The following is a 15,765-nucleotide window of genomic DNA, read 5'->3' as shown; positions in this document are numbered from 1 at the left end:
GGGATGCAACCTTGGCTCCCTCGCCGGACGACTTCTATACTGATGTCGTGCCCGGCTCTGTGTCGTCATCGATGACCGGAGTCCACCTTTCAATGTGCCATGCACCCGCGCAGTCGGGGCGAGCTTGATGCCGTCTCCCCGGAGGTCAATCTGGGAGTCACTGTGACGCCATGGACAAACACCTGCACTGGACCGAGCTGACCGGCGGCGAAGCCCCGTTCGCCCGTCGGGATGTCGTTCCCTATCGAACCCAACCTCTCTACCGCAGCCGCTGCGGCCAGGCCCATGTCAGCCGGGGGCTTCTGGCCGGTCGCGACTGGGTGATCAAGGATGTCGCCGCCAACCGGATCAGTAAATTCCTCTGGGGGCGCTGGCTGTTGTCCCGTGAACATCGCGCCATGCATCGGCTGACCGGGTTGCCGGGAATGCCCGCGGAGGCCTTCCGGCTGGACCGGGACGCCCTGTGCTACCGCTTCGTGGCCGGGTCCACCCTGCGCCAGTACCGCGAGGACAAAGCGCCCCTGCCGCCGGATTTCTTCCCGCAGCTGGAGGCGGCGGTCGACCAGATGCACGGTCGTGGCGTGGTGCACATGGACCTGGGAAACACCCGCAATATCCTGGTCAGCGACGACACCGGCGAACCCCGCCTGATCGATTTCGGCTCCTGCGTGTTTACCGAGCGACTGCCGTCCCGTCTGGCTGAACGACTGCAGCGGATTGACCGCAGCCGCGTCTACAAGAGCTGGGCGAAACTGGCTCCGGACTCGTTCGATGCCGGGCGCGCCGAATACCTGGCCACGCATTACCACCGCCATCATCTCAAACCGAAACACTGGGGTAGCCGGATGATTCGATCAGTGCGAGGTTTCTTCCACAACCCGACCCTGCGCCGGGGGTTCCGCAAGGCCCGGTTGCCGCTGGGGATAGCGTTTCTGGCCCTGGTGATGAGCCAGATCAGCGCCGCCTGGTTCTGGCCGGGCGCCACGGTGGCCACGGTAGGTGCCCTGTTGCAGGCCTGGTGCTTCGCCTGCATCGATACGCAGAAAACTCTGGCGGATCGCGGTCCTTACAGTCTGGTGCGCAATCCGCAGTACCTGACCCGCTTCCTGCTGATCATCGGTGTGGTGCTGATGACCGGCAATCCGTGGCTACTGGGGCTGACCGCCGTGATCTATTACTTCTATGCGGTGACGCGGGTCGAGCGGGAAGAGGCGCTGTTGCCGGAGGTGTTCGGCGAGGCCTATCGCGACTACTGCCAACGGGTGCCGCGCTTCCTGCCTCGCCTGGCCAACCTCGACAGTGAGCGGTTGCGATACTGGAACCCACAGGCTTTCCGCAAGAACCACGGCGTCACCAACCTGGCGACCGTCGCACTGTGCCTGGTGCTGTTGTATGGGTGGGCGTTTCATGTGATGGGGTAAGTCGGCCGCTCGGCGCAACGGCCGATTTACAGTTGGTCGAATGCCTCTATCATCTCATCGATGGATAGCTGTTGCCCCATACGACCGCGTTTCACGAAGCGGTGTTCGAAGGATCGAGCTCCGCGGTCGAGAACATTTTGCCGGAAGGCGTCGATGTAGCCTGGCTCGAAGTTGCTGTTGAAGGTGTTGAAAAGCACCACATGCTGGCCGTCAAAGCGATTCCGGTCGACGAAGGCCCAGATGGGTGGGGCCGGGCTATAGAGCCAGATCGGCGAGCCCAGGTAAACGGTGTCGTAACCTGACAGGTCGACGGTTTGCGGGGTAATGACTGCCTCGCTGCTACGAGCATCCCGCATGGCGTGAATCCATCCCATCAGGCCCAGTTTGTAGGCGCTCGCTTCCAGCCGGAAATAGTCCGCGTTCTCCTTTCTGGCAATGTGTTGGCCCAGCACGGCGGTATTGCCTGAGCGGGAGAAGACGATAACGGCGCTCCGTGCAGCCCCGTCTGAAACCGGCCGCGAATCCAGGTGCTGGCGGTTCTCGCGTGCCTGGTAATACTCGATCTGTGTGACGACGATGGGCACCAGAGCCGCCAGAACGGCGGCCACTGCAAGTGAAACCAGAAGCCATTTCAATATAGCCATGTCATCCCGCCCCGGTCTCTACGGTGCGCAGTCTCCTGATGTCCCGCAGCGGTGGTTCGCCGAACAGTCGGGCGTACTCACGGCTGAACTGGGACACGCTTTCGTAGCCCACCTGCAGTCCGGCTGCCCCGGCGTCCACATGCTGGTTGAGCATGAGTTGCCGGGCCTCCTGAAGCCGCAGCTGCTTGAGGTATTTCAGGGGGCTCAGGCCCGTTACGGCCTTGAAGTGCTGGCGAAAGGTTGAAGGGCTCATGTGGGCTATGTCCGCCAGGGCCTCAATGCTGATCGACTCCATGAAATGCTGCTTGAGCCAGGCCATGGTCTGGGCGACATGACGGCTGGGTGAATCGCTGGCATTGAGCTTCATGAACAGGGGGCCGTGCGGGCTAAGCAGGAGTCGGGCGATGATCTCCTGTTCGATCAGCGGCGCCACACTGGCGGCGAGTTTGGGTTCGTCGGTCAACGCGACCAGACGGTCGACGGTACCGAGCAGGCCGCTGTCCAGGCGGTCCTGCGACAGGGCAGCAAACCCTATGTTGCGCGGCGCCCGGCCGATGGAAAGGCCCGCAGCCACTTTCAGCACCAGGCTCGAATCCAGTCGTATGACCAGACCCAGGTAAGGATCGGCGTCGCTGGCCCGTGTCACATAGGACACAACCGGCAGATCCACCGAGGCCAGAAGACCTTGCCCCGGGTTGTTGTCGAACACCTCGGTGCCGACGAGCACCTTCTTCGCGCCCGTCACCGTGACGGTCAGACCCAGCTCGTAGATACAGGGGACGGGGTCGGTAACGGCGTCTCGGCGGTGGATAGACAGCGCCGGCACCAGCGTCGAGAAGTCACCGGCGGTTCCGGCTATTTTCAGCAGTCGTTGCTCGAGTGATTTCAGCGCGGCCGTTGCACTCGAAGCATGGTTTCTTACGTCGTCAATCATCGGATTCCCCGGTGTTTTTTCACGTCCTTGAGTATAACGCCCGCTATGAGATCTATTGCCGGTAAAGAAGTCAGTTCATCGTTTTGGGCAAAAATATAGGCGCAAATAGCAAGTTTCCGTCTTTTGTCTGGCGGATACTGGGTCTGTCAAACGAATCGGGAGCTGTCCCGCACCCCGTCCGGGAGGGCGGGTATTCCCGGTTATGTTTGCAACGCCAACAGTCCAGACGGGAGAAGCGCTCATGCACAAGATCAGTATTCCGACCCATAACGGCCAGAACATTACCCTGTCGGCCGTCATGAACTTTCCAGGCGGCTTTGACGAAAGCCAGGTTTATCCCGCCGTCGTCGTATCGCACCCCGGCGGCGGCGTGAAGGAGCAGACCGCCGGTCTGTACGCCCGCAAGCTCGCCGAATCCGGCCTGGTGGCCATTGCCTTCGATGCTTCCTATCAAGGTGAGAGCACTGGCGAACCGCGTCAGTTGGAGAACCCGTACATCCGTACCGAGGACGTGAGTGCTGTCATCGACTACCTGACCACGCTCCCCTACATCGATAACGATCGGATCGGTGCCATGGGCATCTGTGCCGGTGCCGGCTACACCGCCAACGCGGCGATCAACGACCGCCGCATTAAGGCCGTAGGCACGGTGAGTGCCGTGAACATCGGCCAGATGTTCCGCAACGGCTGGGAAAACGACATCCAGGATGCGGACGCGCTGCCTGCTCTCCAGGCGGGGTCGGACGCGCGGACGGCCGACGCCGCCGGTGGCGAGATTGCGACCATTCCCCTGGCGCCGATGCGGGAAGAGGACGCGCCCAACGAAGAGCTGCGCGAGGCTTGGGAGTATTACCACACCGATCGCTGCCAGTATCCGACCGCGCCCGGCTATGCCACCGCCCGCAGCCTGAATCAGATCATTAGCTATGACGCCTACCACAAGGCCGAGGCCTTCCTGACCCAGCCGCTGCAGATCGTGGCGGGCAGTGATGCCGGCAGCAAGTGGATGAGCGACGACCTGTATGCGCGCGCTGCCAGTGTCGACAAGAGCTTTCACGTGGTGGAAGGCGCCAACCACATGTCGCTGTATGACAAGACCCCTTTTGTCGACGAGGCGGTGTCCGTCCTGTCGCCCTTTTTCGAACGCACACTCAAGTAATGGGTACCGGGAGTCGGGTCCCATGGCGCGGCCCCGGACTGTCCAGCATCTCCACGTAGACAAACGCTTAACACAGAGGCCATCCAATGAGCACCAGCAACGTCATGAGTGTCACCTACCAGAACCTGGGATGGGAATCGGCTGCGGATCTGTACTTGCCGCCGGATTTTGATGAGAGCCGGCGCTATCCGGCCATCGTCAGCACCCATCCGATCGGCAGCTGCAAGGAGCAGACATCGGGCAATGTCTACGCCGCAGCCCTGGCGCAAGCGGGTTATGTAGCGCTCGCTTTCGATGCCAGCTTTCAGGGTGAAAGCGGCGGTTCCCCTCGCTTTGTCGAAGACCCGTCAATTCGCGTGTCCGACATTCGCTTTGCCATCGACTACCTGGTCACGCTGCCCTACGTGGACGAGAACCGGATCGGCGCGATCGGCGTCTGTGGGGGTGGGGCCTACACCATTCACGCGGGAATCACCGATCACCGCATCAAGGCCCTGGCCTCGATCACGGGCGTCAACTTCGGCCGTCTGATCCGGGAAGGGTTCAGCGAGTTCAACCCGGTCGCCGCACTGGAGGCCATGGGCCAGCAACGCACCGCGGAGGCACAGGGGGCCGAGCGTAACGTCATCAACTACCTGCCGGGGTCGGTTGAGGAAGGCCGCCAGGCGGGGATCACCGACATCGACGTGCTGGAAGCGACTGACTACTACAAGACGCAGCGCGGTCAGCAGCCTAATGGCGCCACCAGCGGCCTGTTCTCGTTCAACAGCGCAGCGATGGGATGGGACGCGTTCACCAACGCCGAGGTCCTGCTCACCCAGCCGCTGATGGTGGTTATCGGCGACAAGCCGGGTGGATTCGGTGCTTATCGTGATGGCTGGGAGATATACGGCCGCGCCGCATCCACGGATAAGCACATCGTGGTGGCGGAAGGTTATTCCCACTACGACCTGTACGACCAGCCCGAGCCGGTGGAGATGGCCCTGTCACGGGTGATCCCGTTCTTCAGGGACCGGCTGTAGTCGCCGGGCACCGCCGCAACGCCCCGGTAAGCGGACTCGCTACCGGGGTATCCCCGAATCCATCCATCGATACATCGCTTGCTGATATCAAACACGCCGCCTTGCCCATGCCGGGGGCGGTCTACTTGGGGTCCTTATGTCCATTGAAGCAACATCCACTCCGTTGACCCATCTGTTCGAGCCTTTCGCGTTCGCCAAGGGCGTCGAACTGCGCAACCGGATTGTCATGGCGCCCATGACCACCTGGTCCGGCAACCGGGATGGCACGGTATCCCATCAGGAGCTGGCCTACTATCGGCGCCGCAGTAAAGGAGCGGGAATGATCATCACGGGTTGCACCCACGTTACGGAGAATGGCATTGGCTTTCAGAACGAATTTGCCGCCCACAGTGATTGCTTTATCCCAAGCCTGCGTCATCTTGCCGAATCTGCGAAAAGTGGCGGGGGTAAGGCGATCCTGCAAATATTCCACGCTGGTAATAAGGCGGTGCCTGAGTTGATTGCCGATGGTGACCTGGTCAGCGCCAGTCAGGTAAAGGCCAGTCCGGGGCCGTTCAACAGCGGTGAGCGTGCTCCGCGGGCACTGAGCGGCCGAGACATCGCAGACATGATTGAAGCATTCGGTCTAGCCACGCGCCGGGCGATCGAAGCGGGCTTTGATGGCATCGAATTGCACGGGGCTCACGGTTTCCTGATCCAGAATTTCCTGTCGCCGCGCTACAACCGTCGGCAGGACAGTTGGGGGGGATCGTTGGAAAACCGCATGCGGTTCCCGTTGGCATTGGTTGAGGAGGTCAATCGAGTAATTGACAGGCACGCGAATCAGCCGTTTCTGGTCGGTTACCGACTTTCGCCCGAGGAATCCGACCCGGGCGGCCTGCGCATGGAAGAGACGCTGGCACTGGCTGACCGTCTGGCGGACAGCCGGGTGGATTACTTGCATGTGTCGCTGTCGAACTTACTTGAGGACCAACCCGGACACGCTTCAGACGGTGTGCTCACCGTCGAGCAGTTTATCGAGCGCGTGAATGGACGGATCCCGGTAATGGCGGCCGGGGGATTGCGCACGCCGGAACAGGCCTCCCGGGCCCTGGACCTCGGGTTGCTCCTGATTGCCGTTGGCAAGGGTCTGGTCATGAACGCGGACTGGGTGTCGTTGGCGGAGCAGGGGCGGCAGGACCGGATTCGCACGGAAATGCCGCGCGACGAGCTCCGGCGTATCGGTATCCCGGACAACCTCAGGAAGGTGATCGCCGCGAAGAACGGCTGGTTTCCCATAAAGGACGACGGGGTTTCCGCTTAGCGTCGACCCGCGTCGTCCGGGACGATAACCTGCCGCCTGGATAGACCGTCACGCATACAACGGCCTCAGCGTCACGGCGCTGTCCCCGTCTGGCACGATGGTGGCCTCGCAACCCGGCAGTTGCAGGTCCAGCGTGGGGGCTTCGCTGAACCAGTCCGCCTGCCACTCCACGCGATGGGCGCCGTCGGCGGCCGGGCGGATGCACAGGCTGATGGGGCCGAAGGCGGTCGGTGCCGGGCCAAAGCGGATGGGCTGGTCCTGGTCCAGCCAGCGTTCGGGAATGCCGGCGCACAGTACCAGCACGTCGTCCTCTTCGCGCACAAAGCAGTTGCGGATCATCAGCACCCACTCCGCTGACGCCCATACGTGGTGGCCATCCCCCATACAACCGCCCAGGGTGGCCGGGTGGATGGCTTCCGGCCATTGCCCGGTGGGGGAGGCCAGTTCCGCCACCGCATCCATCAGCTCCACGTGGCGCGGGTCGCCGGCGCGCAACAGCACCTGCGCCACGTGCAGGGTGAGGTAGGCGTTGAGGCCGGAGTGGATCATGTCCTGGTTGAAGGCGCCTTTGACGAAGCAGCGCTCGATCAGGAAGTCGGCGCCGTCCAGCAGGCGCGGGTCGTCCGGTGCGCACAGCTGGGTGGGGTAGCCCAGTGCCAGGGAGCCGATGGCACCCGCGTCCAGGCGACGATAGGGCGAGGCGGGCATGGCCAGCCGACCCAGGCGGCGCTGGCATTTCTCCAGGCTGCGGTCGACGGCACGGGCGAAGTTGTCCGCCTCGCGCCGGAAGTCGGCGCTGTCGTCCGGCGCTTCGTGGCGCAGCAGGCTGCAGGCGGCCTCCAGACCGGCAATGCCCCAGAAATCGTCCCAGTAGTAATAGTCGTTGGGCCCCAGGTGCTCGGCACTGAAACCCGCCGGCAGCAGGCCCGCGTGGGGCGCTTCCAGCGTATCCTTGAGTCGCTTGCGCACGATCCAGCGGGCACCGCGTTTGACGGGGCCGACCCAGTTCCTGGGCAGGGGCCGGCCGGTGACTTCCAGGAAGCGGCGCATGATCCACAGGGCCTCGCCGTTGGAGTCCCATTCCCCTTCCTGGGAGCGGAAGTAACCCAGCGTGGTCTGTCGCTCCGGAAAGCGCGAGAGGGCCCGCTCGGCACGTTGCGTCAGGCCGATGTTGAGCAGGGCATTGATGATGAAGGCGGCGTCCCGGAACCAGAAGCGCTTGTAGGTGAACGGGCCGGGGTAGACGTCGTCCGGCGAGTGCAGCACCAGCGACGCCACCGCCGCATCGTAGAGGAACTGGTAGCGGCTGTCCGGGCATTGCAGTCGGGCAGTGCCGGACAGTTCGTTGGCCCAGCTGTCCGGCAGCGCCGGTGTGGGGGCTTTGCGGGCCAGGGGAATGCGCGCGGTAATGGAGGTGATGCGCCCGCCTTCAACGGGGAACAGGGCGGCGGTGGTGACCATGCCCACATCGCACACGGCGCGGGTCTGCTCCTGGCGGTCCATCAGATGGATATGGACGTCGCCGTTGTGGTAGTCGGAGACATAATGCCGCTGGGCCGGCTCGCTGAAGTCGACCCGGTGTTTGCCGTCCACGGTCCAGCTGTGGCCGTCGTCGGACAGGTGCGCCTCGTGGATAAAGCTGATGCCTTCCGGGTTGCTGGGGCGCAGGGACAGCACCAGTGAGGCGTCCACTTCGGCGTGGGCGTCCAGGCGCATCTTGCACACCGGAATGCCGTCCTCGAGCTCCACCCAGCAGGTGGTGGTCAGGGCCAGGCCGTCCTGGGCGGATTCGGTGACGATGCGTACGCCGTCGTCGTGCAGCACCTGGCGCTGGCGCGCTTCCGGGGCCCGGGAAGGCAGCAGGCAGCGCCCGTTGCTGGACAACAGCCAGCCGTCCAGCGACCAACTGTCGAAGAAGGGCGTCAGCAGGCCGCGCGGGTCGACGATGGGCAACTCGTCGCAATCCGGATGGCCGATGGCGGTCCAGTTGCGGTGGCTCAGGTTGATGTGGGTGATCGAGAAAGCGCGGGGAATGAACGACGGGTCTGTGGGGTCGAACTGGCGCTCGATCCAGTAGGGCCAGACCCAGTCCAGATTGTGTTGGATGACCCGGCTGTTGATCAGTCCTCGGGCGTGGAACACGACGCCCGCCCGCAGCAGTTCGATGGGTTCGCCCACCTCCGATGGCTGGGCGAAGCTGTGCAGCCGGGCCAGCAGGCTGATGGGGTCGAGGAAGTCGTGCTTACGGGCGACGTAGCGGACGATAAAACGCCAGGGCAGCCATTTCATCCAGCTCATGTTGAATCCTCCACGATGTCCTCCTTGCGCGTGTAACGGGCGAGGGCGCGCCGGGCCAGCCGGTTGAGGAAAATCACCGCCACCACGGTACCGACGAAACCGGCGCCGTAGATGGTCCATTCCAGCGGCGAACGGGCGCTCTCACGCACGCCCAGGGTGGTCAGGTCGGCGGCGATGGACCCCAGGTAGACATTGTGGAGAGAAAACGGGATATAGCCAATCAGGCTGCCGACGAAGAAGCCGCGGAAGGAGAAGTTGGTCAGGCCGAAGAAAAAGTTGGAGATCTTGCTGGGAAAGAACGGGATCAACCGTGTCAGCAGCACGATCTTCCAGTCGTGGGGCGTCATTTCCTCGCTCATCAGTTGCAGGTGGGAGCGGGCCATCACGTACCGGCGCGCTTTCTCGCCGAAGAAGTGGCGGGCGATGAAGAACGCCAGCGAACCGCCCAGCACCGTGCCGATGACCACATAGAGGGTGCCTTCCACCACACCGAACACGAACCCCGCGCCGGTGGTGAAGAGCACGCCGGGCAACAGCAGCACCATCACCAGCACCATGATCAGGATAAACAGCAACGGCGCCCAGGCGCCCTGGGCGTCGAACCAGCGCAGCAGGTCCACGACCTGGTGGTGGATGCCGAAGGCGTAAAGCACCGCCAGTATGATGGTGACCGACAGGATACTGGCCACGATGCCCATGACAGGGGAGCGCAGCCAGCCGGCACGGCGATCCAGCTCGGTCTGTTCCATGGCAGGGGACGACCTCCTCGCAGTTCGCTGATCATTGGTTTCAGAGTCTGACAGCCGCCCGGTCGCGCGTGTTCCGTTCGGCGGCGGCGTTATCGATCCCGGCGGCGGTTGCCACCACGCGGGTTGGACGCTCCCCTTAAATGTGGTGCAGCAACGCGCAACCCTCAAGCCAACTTACAGGATGGCAATGCGCCATGCTGGCTGAGAGAGTCTGGATCGGGGGCCATAGGGTGGATCGGAGGGAATCGCAACAGGGGCTACCGCATCCTCGGGGTGTCGGTGCTGGCCCCGCTTCGGCAAGGGGCGGAAATGCATGGCCCGGCCCGATTCAGCGGGACAGGTACACCGGCAGCGAGAGGGTCACGCGGGTCCCGTTGCCCGCAGTGGAATCGATGCTCACGCGGCCGTGCAGGATCAGCGTCACCCACTGGTGGATCTGGTAGAGGCCGAGCCCGGCGTGGCCCTGATCCCGGGCGGAGGTCACGAACGGGTCGAACAGGCAGGTCCGGATGTGGGGCGGAATGCCGCTGCCGTTGTCGCGCACTTCCAACTGAAACATCTCAGAGTCCAGGGGCCGGGCCCAGACCAGCACATGGCCGCTGGTCTGGTTAGTGAACGCGTGGGTGACGGCGTTTTCGATCAGGTTCTGCACCAGTTGTGAAATCAGGCCGGGAAAGGAGCGCAAGGTCAGGTCAGCGGGTACCTGCAGCTCCAGCGTTATGTTGCGGCCGTTCAGTTGGGCTTCCATGGTGCGTACCAGATCCTCCAGTCGCCCGGCCAGCCGGAACAGTTGCAGGGATTCCCGGGAGCGGTCGACGGCGAGGCGCTTGAAGCTGCTGACGCGCTCGACCACCTGTCGCAAGTCGGACTGGGCGCGCTCCAGGCCGTCGGTGCTGGCGCTGATCATCCGGTCCAGTTCATCGGGGTTCCGGGCGCCGCTGGCGAGCCGCTCCAGCAGGTCCAGTTGCTGGTTGCGTACGTTGTCGATCGTGATCAGCGCGTTGCCCGCCGGCAGGCCCAGCTCGTGGGCCACACCGCTGACCAGCGTCCCCAGGGACGACAGTTTGCGGGCTTCCACCACTTCATCCTGCAGGTACTGGGTTTCCTTGTGGGCCTGTAGCAGCTGGTTGTAGGCGTCGTTCAGTTCGGTCTTGTCCTGCTGCAACTGGTGGCCGAGGTTGGCCTGCGCCCTCAGGCTGTCGGACAGGCGCATGGCCAGGGCACCGGTCACGGCCGAGAGCAACAGCGCCGTTGCTGCAACCATCAACCCTGTGGTGGTGGCGATACGCCCTGCCAGGTAACCCCGTGTGCCGGTCAGGGCAATCAGCCGCCGTTCCGGCGTACCGCTGCCGGTATTGATGGCCACGCTGCGGGCTGACCACAGGTTGCCGTCGACGATCACGCCGGATAGCCGCTCCCGCCCGCTGATTTGCTGCCACAGCTCAGGCATCGCCTGGTTCAGGGACAGGTTGTTGCGACCCAGCACGTGCCCCCATTCCCGGCCTGGGTCCCCGTGAACCAGCCAGTAACCGCGCTCGTCCAGTAATTGCACCTGGCTCGTCGCGTTGTTGTGACGGCGGATGTCATCCAGAAGCGGCGCGAGGTTCACGTTGGCGACCAGCAGACCGCTGTACATCCCCTGGTTGCTGCCGGTGCGTATGGCCGCGCGCAGGGTCGGCTCGAAGGGGCGCACGATCAGCTGGTTTTCAACATTGAGATTGATGGGGGACAGGTAGACCGACTGCTCGTCCAACTGCAGTGTTTCCTGGACATAGGTGCGATGCGCCTTGCCTTGCAGCCGGTTATCCGGCGCCGGTTGGGCGCCGTCAGGGCCAAAGTTGACGCGAGCCTGTTCCTGGCCGTTGGCATCGATCCAGCGCAGTTGGGAGATCAGTGGCGAGAGTTGCTGTAAGTAGATGAACGCCTGCTCCAGCCTGTCCCGGTCGACCGGCGCATTGCGGCTGAGGGCGGCACCGACGTCGGGATGGGCGCGAATCAGTCTCGGTACCCGCTGCAGGTAGCCCAGCTCCCGGGTCAGCTCGCGATGCATGCTGTCCAGGGTAGCTGTCTGTTGGGTGGTAATCGGGTCGAGGCGTAGCTGCACCAGCGTCTGGTAACCAAAGATCGCCGCCAGCAGGATCAGCGCGCTGACGCTCAGCCAGATCTGGTAGAACAGCCGGTGCCGGGTCAGGTGGGCGGACAGCCCCTCACCTCCGGCGGGTGCCTCGGACACGTCTGGAATCAGCCTGAAATGGCCGACGGTCTCCTGACTGTTAGTCGCCATGGTGCTCTACCCGACTGGCGGGTGGCGACCCGGTCTGGACCAGGGACGTGCTTGTCGGTCCCCTCGGGAGTTGCCCGGCGCTGGTTGCGCGGGGAGTGCGTCTGTCCGTGAGCATGATCGGTTCCATCGCCGGATGGCCCGGGAGACGGGCCTGCACTGATCGAGCAGGGCGTCAGGGCGACGCCTGCCGGGTAGCGACCGACTCCCTGTGGCCGCTTACCTGTATCCAGTGTAGACGATTCGAACCGTGGTCAATGTGAAATATGGCCGCGCTCCGCAGAGGAGCGCGGCGTCGCTGGACGGCAGGCGAGCGCGTCAGGCATCACCGGCTTCGGCCGCCACCGGCGTGACGCTGTTCTCCTGGCGCCAGGCCATCAGGAAGATCATCAGGCCGGCCACTGCCGCGCCGGCGCCCACGTAGCCAGTGGACTGCCAGCCCAGGCCGGCGGTGATCGCCAGCCCGCCCAGCCAGGGGCCAAGGGCGTTGGCCACGTTGAATGCGGCGTGGTGGGAGGCGGCGGCCAGGGTCTGGGCCTCGTCGGCCACGTCCATCAGCCGGGTCTGCAGGGCCGGGCCGAGTGCGGACATCAGCGCCACCATGAAGCAGACCGCCAGCAGCGTCCAGATCGATGCTGTGGCCGTCGGGAAGATCATCAGGACGCCGGCGCTCCAGATCAGCAACCAGCCCACGCTGCGGAACTGCAGGCGGTCGAACAGCCAGCCCCCCAGGATGTTGCCGACGAACCCGCCCAGGCCGAACACCGCCAGGGCGATGGGGATCCAGTTTTCGTCGACGCCGGTGACGTTCAGCAGCGTCGGCGCGAGGTAGCTGAATACACAGAACATGCCGGCAAACCCGACCGCGCCGATGGCCAGCGCGTACCAGAGCTGGGCACCGCGGAAGGCCCGCACCTCGTGCAGCGGGCTGTTGCGCTGCTCGTCCCGGTTCAGCGGCAGGAAGAAGAACACCAGAATGGCGGTCAGCGCGGCGACGATGCTCACGAAGTAGTAGGCATAGCGCCAGTTCAGCGACTGGCCCAGCATGGTGGCCAGCGGGTTACCGATCAGCAGCGCCAGGGTCAGCCCCATCATCACGCGGCTCACCGCCTTGGCCCGCTGGTTGGCGGGCACCAGGGAGGCGGCCACCAGCGCGGCGACCCCGAAGTAGGCACCGTGGGGCAGGCCGGCGATGAAGCGGAAGATCATCAGCGACTCGTAGGTCGGCGCCAGGGCACTGGCGATGTTGCCCAGGGTGTAGAACGCCATCAGCAGGATCAGCAGATGCCGCCGGAACAGCCGTGCGCCGAGGATCGCCAGCAGCGGCGCACCGACCACCACGCCCAGCGCGTAGGCGCTGATCAGGTGGCCCACCTGGGGTTCGGTGATGCCCAGGTCAGCGGACATGTTGGGCATCAGGCCCATGATGGCGAACTCACCGGTGCCGATGCCGAATCCTCCCATGGCCAGGGCGAATTCAATCAGCAGGACCTTGAATTTTGAAAACCCGTGCGAGGGTGTCTGAGCCGTCATGGCATCCCTATCCGTTAAGTGCTTGCTTGAGAACGAGGGCCCGGACCAGCGCGTTGAACGCAGCGCCTTGGGCAAGAGTGAGAGTTCCGATTATCCCAGAAAGGAAGCTTGCGACCTATAAGCGGTTTTGCGAATGCCGCCCCCGATGTCACAGAGTGCCCCGGGAGACGGGAAACGGCCTGGCCCGACAGGAAGGACGGACCAGGCTTGGGCAGGCGCTCGGGATCATTCACGCGGTGGCAGGATGTTGCGCGGGATGCGGATGTGTGCCCCCTGCCGGGTGTCGACCACCTGGGTGATGCCCAGGTCGCCGGCCACGCTGATCAGCGAGTAGGCGTCATTGCGGGACAGCCCCTGGTGCTCGGTCAGCAGTTCGATGGTATCGATGGAGGCATTGCGCGCGGCCTGGTTAAGGTCCTCGTCGAAACCGTGGACGATCCAGCAATCCGGCGCCTCCAGCAGCGGCGACGGGAAAAAGAAATCCTTGCGCAGGATGACCTGGAACATCACATCCAGGGACGACTCTATGGCGGTGCCGCTGATCTCACCGTCGCCCTGCGATACGTGCGGGTCGCCGATGGAGAAGAGCGCGCCGTCCACGGCGATGGGATAGTACATGGTGGAGCCCGCGCCGATTCGCCAGTTGTCGATGTTGCCGCCGTGCAGCCCCGGCGGGATGGTGCTCATGCGGCCGGGGACGTCCGGCGCCACGCCGGCGGTGCCCAGGTGCGGACGCATGGGCACGCGCACGCCGTTGAGCGCCTGATGCCGGTCGCACTCGGGGCAGCGGGTGACGCGCCCGGGCGTGGTGTATTTCTCCTTGACGTCATAGGCGTAGAGGGCGCGGGCGTTCATCGAGTTCTGGTCGAGCTGGTAGATGGTGACCCGCTCGGTTTCGTCGAACTCCTGATAGAGCTGGCCCCAGTTGGCGGCCAGGTTAGCGCCGTACTGGGTACGCGGGGTCATGGACAGGTAACGCACTTCCAGCATGTCGCCGGGTTTGGCGCCTTCGATCCAGATGGGACCGGTCATGATGTGCACGCCCGGGTAGCGGTCCTCTTCGGGAATCCCGTTGAAGATGGCCCAGGTGGTGTCGTCCATCATCAGCTCCGGGGCGTCGCCGGCGTGCTGGGTGATGGCTTCGGCCTGAATGATGTCCCCGCTTTTGACTTTCAGTACCGGGGCCAGAGCCGGGTCAAAGTAACCCCAGTGGCAGTTGGCCGGGTTGGCCCTTAGCGTGTGCAATTCGCCCGCCATGGGGTTCGGGCGACCAAGCGGACTTACGGTTTTCTCGCTCATGGCGTGATCTCTCTTCTGTGTTGTCGATTGGGGTTTCGGGTGCGTGAAGGGGCAGGGCGGGTTACAGGTCGAGCACCAGCACCGCCGTTACGGCCCGCGAGCAGCAGGGCGTGAACTGGTCGCCGCGGGCCTGTTCTTCCGGGCTGAAATACAGATCCCGGTGGTCTGGCGTGCCTTCCTTGATGCGGGTGCAGCAGGATCCGCAGACCCCCGATCCGCAGGAAGTGGGAATCACCACGCCAGCGCGCGCCAGGGCGTCGGCCGCGGTTTCCTGGGCGCCCACAACAATGCGCTGGCCGCTGGAGGCGATTTCCAGTTCGAAGGGCTGATCGCCGTCGGCCGGCTGCGGGGCATCTGCGCCGAAACGTTCGAAGTGCACCCGTGACTCGGGCCAGCCTTTGTCCCTGGCCGCCACTTGAACGGCCTCGATCAGCCCGGCCGGGCCGCACACGTAGAGGTGCTTGCCAGCGGCGGGCTCGGGGATCACCTGCGCCACATCCAGTTGACCCGGGCCGTCCAGGTCCGGCGCGTAGAGTCGGCTCTGCGCTTGCCAGTCGTCGCCCAGCAGCTGCTCGGCGAAGGCCATGTGCTGGCGGCCCCGGCCGGCATAGTGCAGTTCGAACGTCGTGCCGTCGGTGCGGCACTGTTCCGCCATGGCCAGGATGGGCGTGATGCCGATGCCGCCGGCAATCAGCACGGCCTCACCGGAGTCCGCCGCCATTGAAAAGTGGTTGAATGGGCCGCGGACCGACAGCGTGTCGCCCTCCACGAGCCGGTCAAACACTTCCGCGGAGCCGCCGCGTCCGTCCTCTTCGCGGCGTACGGCAATGCGGTAGACGTCGCGCTCATGGGGGGCGTTGAACAGGGAGTACTGCCGTGCTCCCGCCTCCAGCAGCAGCTCGATGTGGGCGCCGGCGCTAAACGCCGCCACCGGCGTGCCGTCGATCGGCACCAATTCCAGCATCACCACGTTGCTGGCGACGATGCGTCGGCCGATGACCCGCGTCCGCTGGCTGTCCGCGTTCCCTGCCGTTGCTTCCTGCTTGCGCTCAACTGCTTGCATGCTCTCGCCCCGCCTGATTTCTGCTTCCATGCCCCAGAGTGTCCTGCAGAGCCCGATCG

Annotated in this window: 12 protein-coding genes; 4 read left to right on the top strand and 8 right to left on the bottom strand. The window is 64.3% G+C overall.

The genetic code is table 11. The features are described 5' to 3' along the window. Positions 1 to 170 precede the first annotated feature (170 nt). On the top strand, positions 171 to 1,421 hold the full coding sequence (locus GQB00_RS06825; RefSeq protein WP_165855666.1) for a methyltransferase: 1,251 nt from the start codon (positions 171 to 173) through the stop codon (positions 1,419 to 1,421). Positions 1,422 to 1,447: 26 nt separating this feature from the next. Here the strand turns inward: GQB00_RS06825 and GQB00_RS06820 are convergent, their stop codons facing one another. Both GQB00_RS06820 and GQB00_RS06815 read right to left on the bottom strand, forming a co-directional pair. After that, positions 1,448 to 2,065, bottom strand: a complete 618-nt coding sequence (locus GQB00_RS06820; RefSeq protein WP_165855665.1) for a flavodoxin family protein — start codon at positions 2,063 to 2,065, stop codon at positions 1,448 to 1,450. A gap of 1 nt (position 2,066) precedes the next feature. Beyond that, positions 2,067 to 2,999: an AraC family transcriptional regulator gene (locus GQB00_RS06815; protein ID WP_165855664.1), complete on the bottom strand. Its 933-nt coding sequence runs from the start codon at positions 2,997 to 2,999 to the stop codon at positions 2,067 to 2,069. A gap of 241 nt (positions 3,000 to 3,240) precedes the next feature. Here GQB00_RS06815 and GQB00_RS06810 point away from each other — a divergent pair, with 241 nt between their 5' ends. The 3 genes from GQB00_RS06810 (at position 3,241) to GQB00_RS06800 (ending at position 6,483) form a co-directional block, all read left to right on the top strand. Then, entirely contained in the window at positions 3,241 to 4,158 is a 918-nt protein-coding gene (locus GQB00_RS06810; protein ID WP_165855663.1) for an alpha/beta hydrolase, read from the top strand. An 86-nt stretch (positions 4,159 to 4,244) separates the two neighbouring features. After that, a complete protein-coding gene (locus tag GQB00_RS06805; protein ID WP_204355739.1) occupies positions 4,245 to 5,180 on the top strand; it encodes an alpha/beta hydrolase in 936 nt (311 codons plus the stop codon). A gap of 136 nt (positions 5,181 to 5,316) precedes the next feature. Further along, entirely contained in the window at positions 5,317 to 6,483 is a 1,167-nt protein-coding gene (locus tag GQB00_RS06800; protein WP_165855662.1) for an NADH-dependent flavin oxidoreductase, read from the top strand. Between the two features lie 48 nt (positions 6,484 to 6,531). On the opposite strand, the gene GQB00_RS06795 is transcribed toward GQB00_RS06800, so the two are convergent. The 6 genes from GQB00_RS06795 to GQB00_RS06770 form a co-directional block, all read right to left on the bottom strand. Continuing rightward, positions 6,532 to 8,781: a hypothetical protein gene (locus GQB00_RS06795; RefSeq protein WP_165855661.1), complete on the bottom strand. Its 2,250-nt coding sequence runs from the start codon at positions 8,779 to 8,781 to the stop codon at positions 6,532 to 6,534. Next, entirely contained in the window at positions 8,778 to 9,530 is a 753-nt protein-coding gene (locus GQB00_RS06790; protein ID WP_165855660.1) for a TVP38/TMEM64 family protein, read from the bottom strand. Before GQB00_RS06790 ends, GQB00_RS06795 begins: the two co-directional genes overlap by 4 nt. Positions 9,531 to 9,858: 328 nt before the next feature. Continuing rightward, positions 9,859 to 11,814, bottom strand: coding sequence for a sensor histidine kinase (locus GQB00_RS06785; RefSeq protein WP_165855659.1), 1,956 nt, complete (start codon positions 11,812 to 11,814; stop codon positions 9,859 to 9,861). A 315-nt stretch (positions 11,815 to 12,129) separates the two neighbouring features. Next, positions 12,130 to 13,344 carry an MFS transporter gene (locus GQB00_RS06780; protein WP_165855658.1) on the bottom strand — a complete coding sequence of 405 codons (1,215 nt, stop codon included), beginning with the start codon at positions 13,342 to 13,344 and terminating at the stop codon, positions 12,130 to 12,132. Between the two features lie 225 nt (positions 13,345 to 13,569). After that, positions 13,570 to 14,643, bottom strand: a complete 1,074-nt coding sequence (locus GQB00_RS06775) for an acetamidase/formamidase family protein (protein ID WP_165855657.1) — start codon at positions 14,641 to 14,643, stop codon at positions 13,570 to 13,572. A 61-nt stretch (positions 14,644 to 14,704) separates the two neighbouring features. Then, positions 14,705 to 15,706: a PDR/VanB family oxidoreductase gene (locus GQB00_RS06770; RefSeq protein WP_165855656.1), complete on the bottom strand. Its 1,002-nt coding sequence runs from the start codon at positions 15,704 to 15,706 to the stop codon at positions 14,705 to 14,707. Positions 15,707 to 15,765: the final 59 nt, after the last annotated feature.

This window comes from Marinobacter sp. JSM 1782161 (genome assembly GCF_011421605.1).
GTDB classification, from domain to species: domain Bacteria; phylum Pseudomonadota; class Gammaproteobacteria; order Pseudomonadales; family Oleiphilaceae; genus Marinobacter_A; species Marinobacter_A bohaiensis.
Note: the sequence above shows the minus strand (reverse complement) of the source record. Positions and strands in the feature narration are given on the sequence as shown.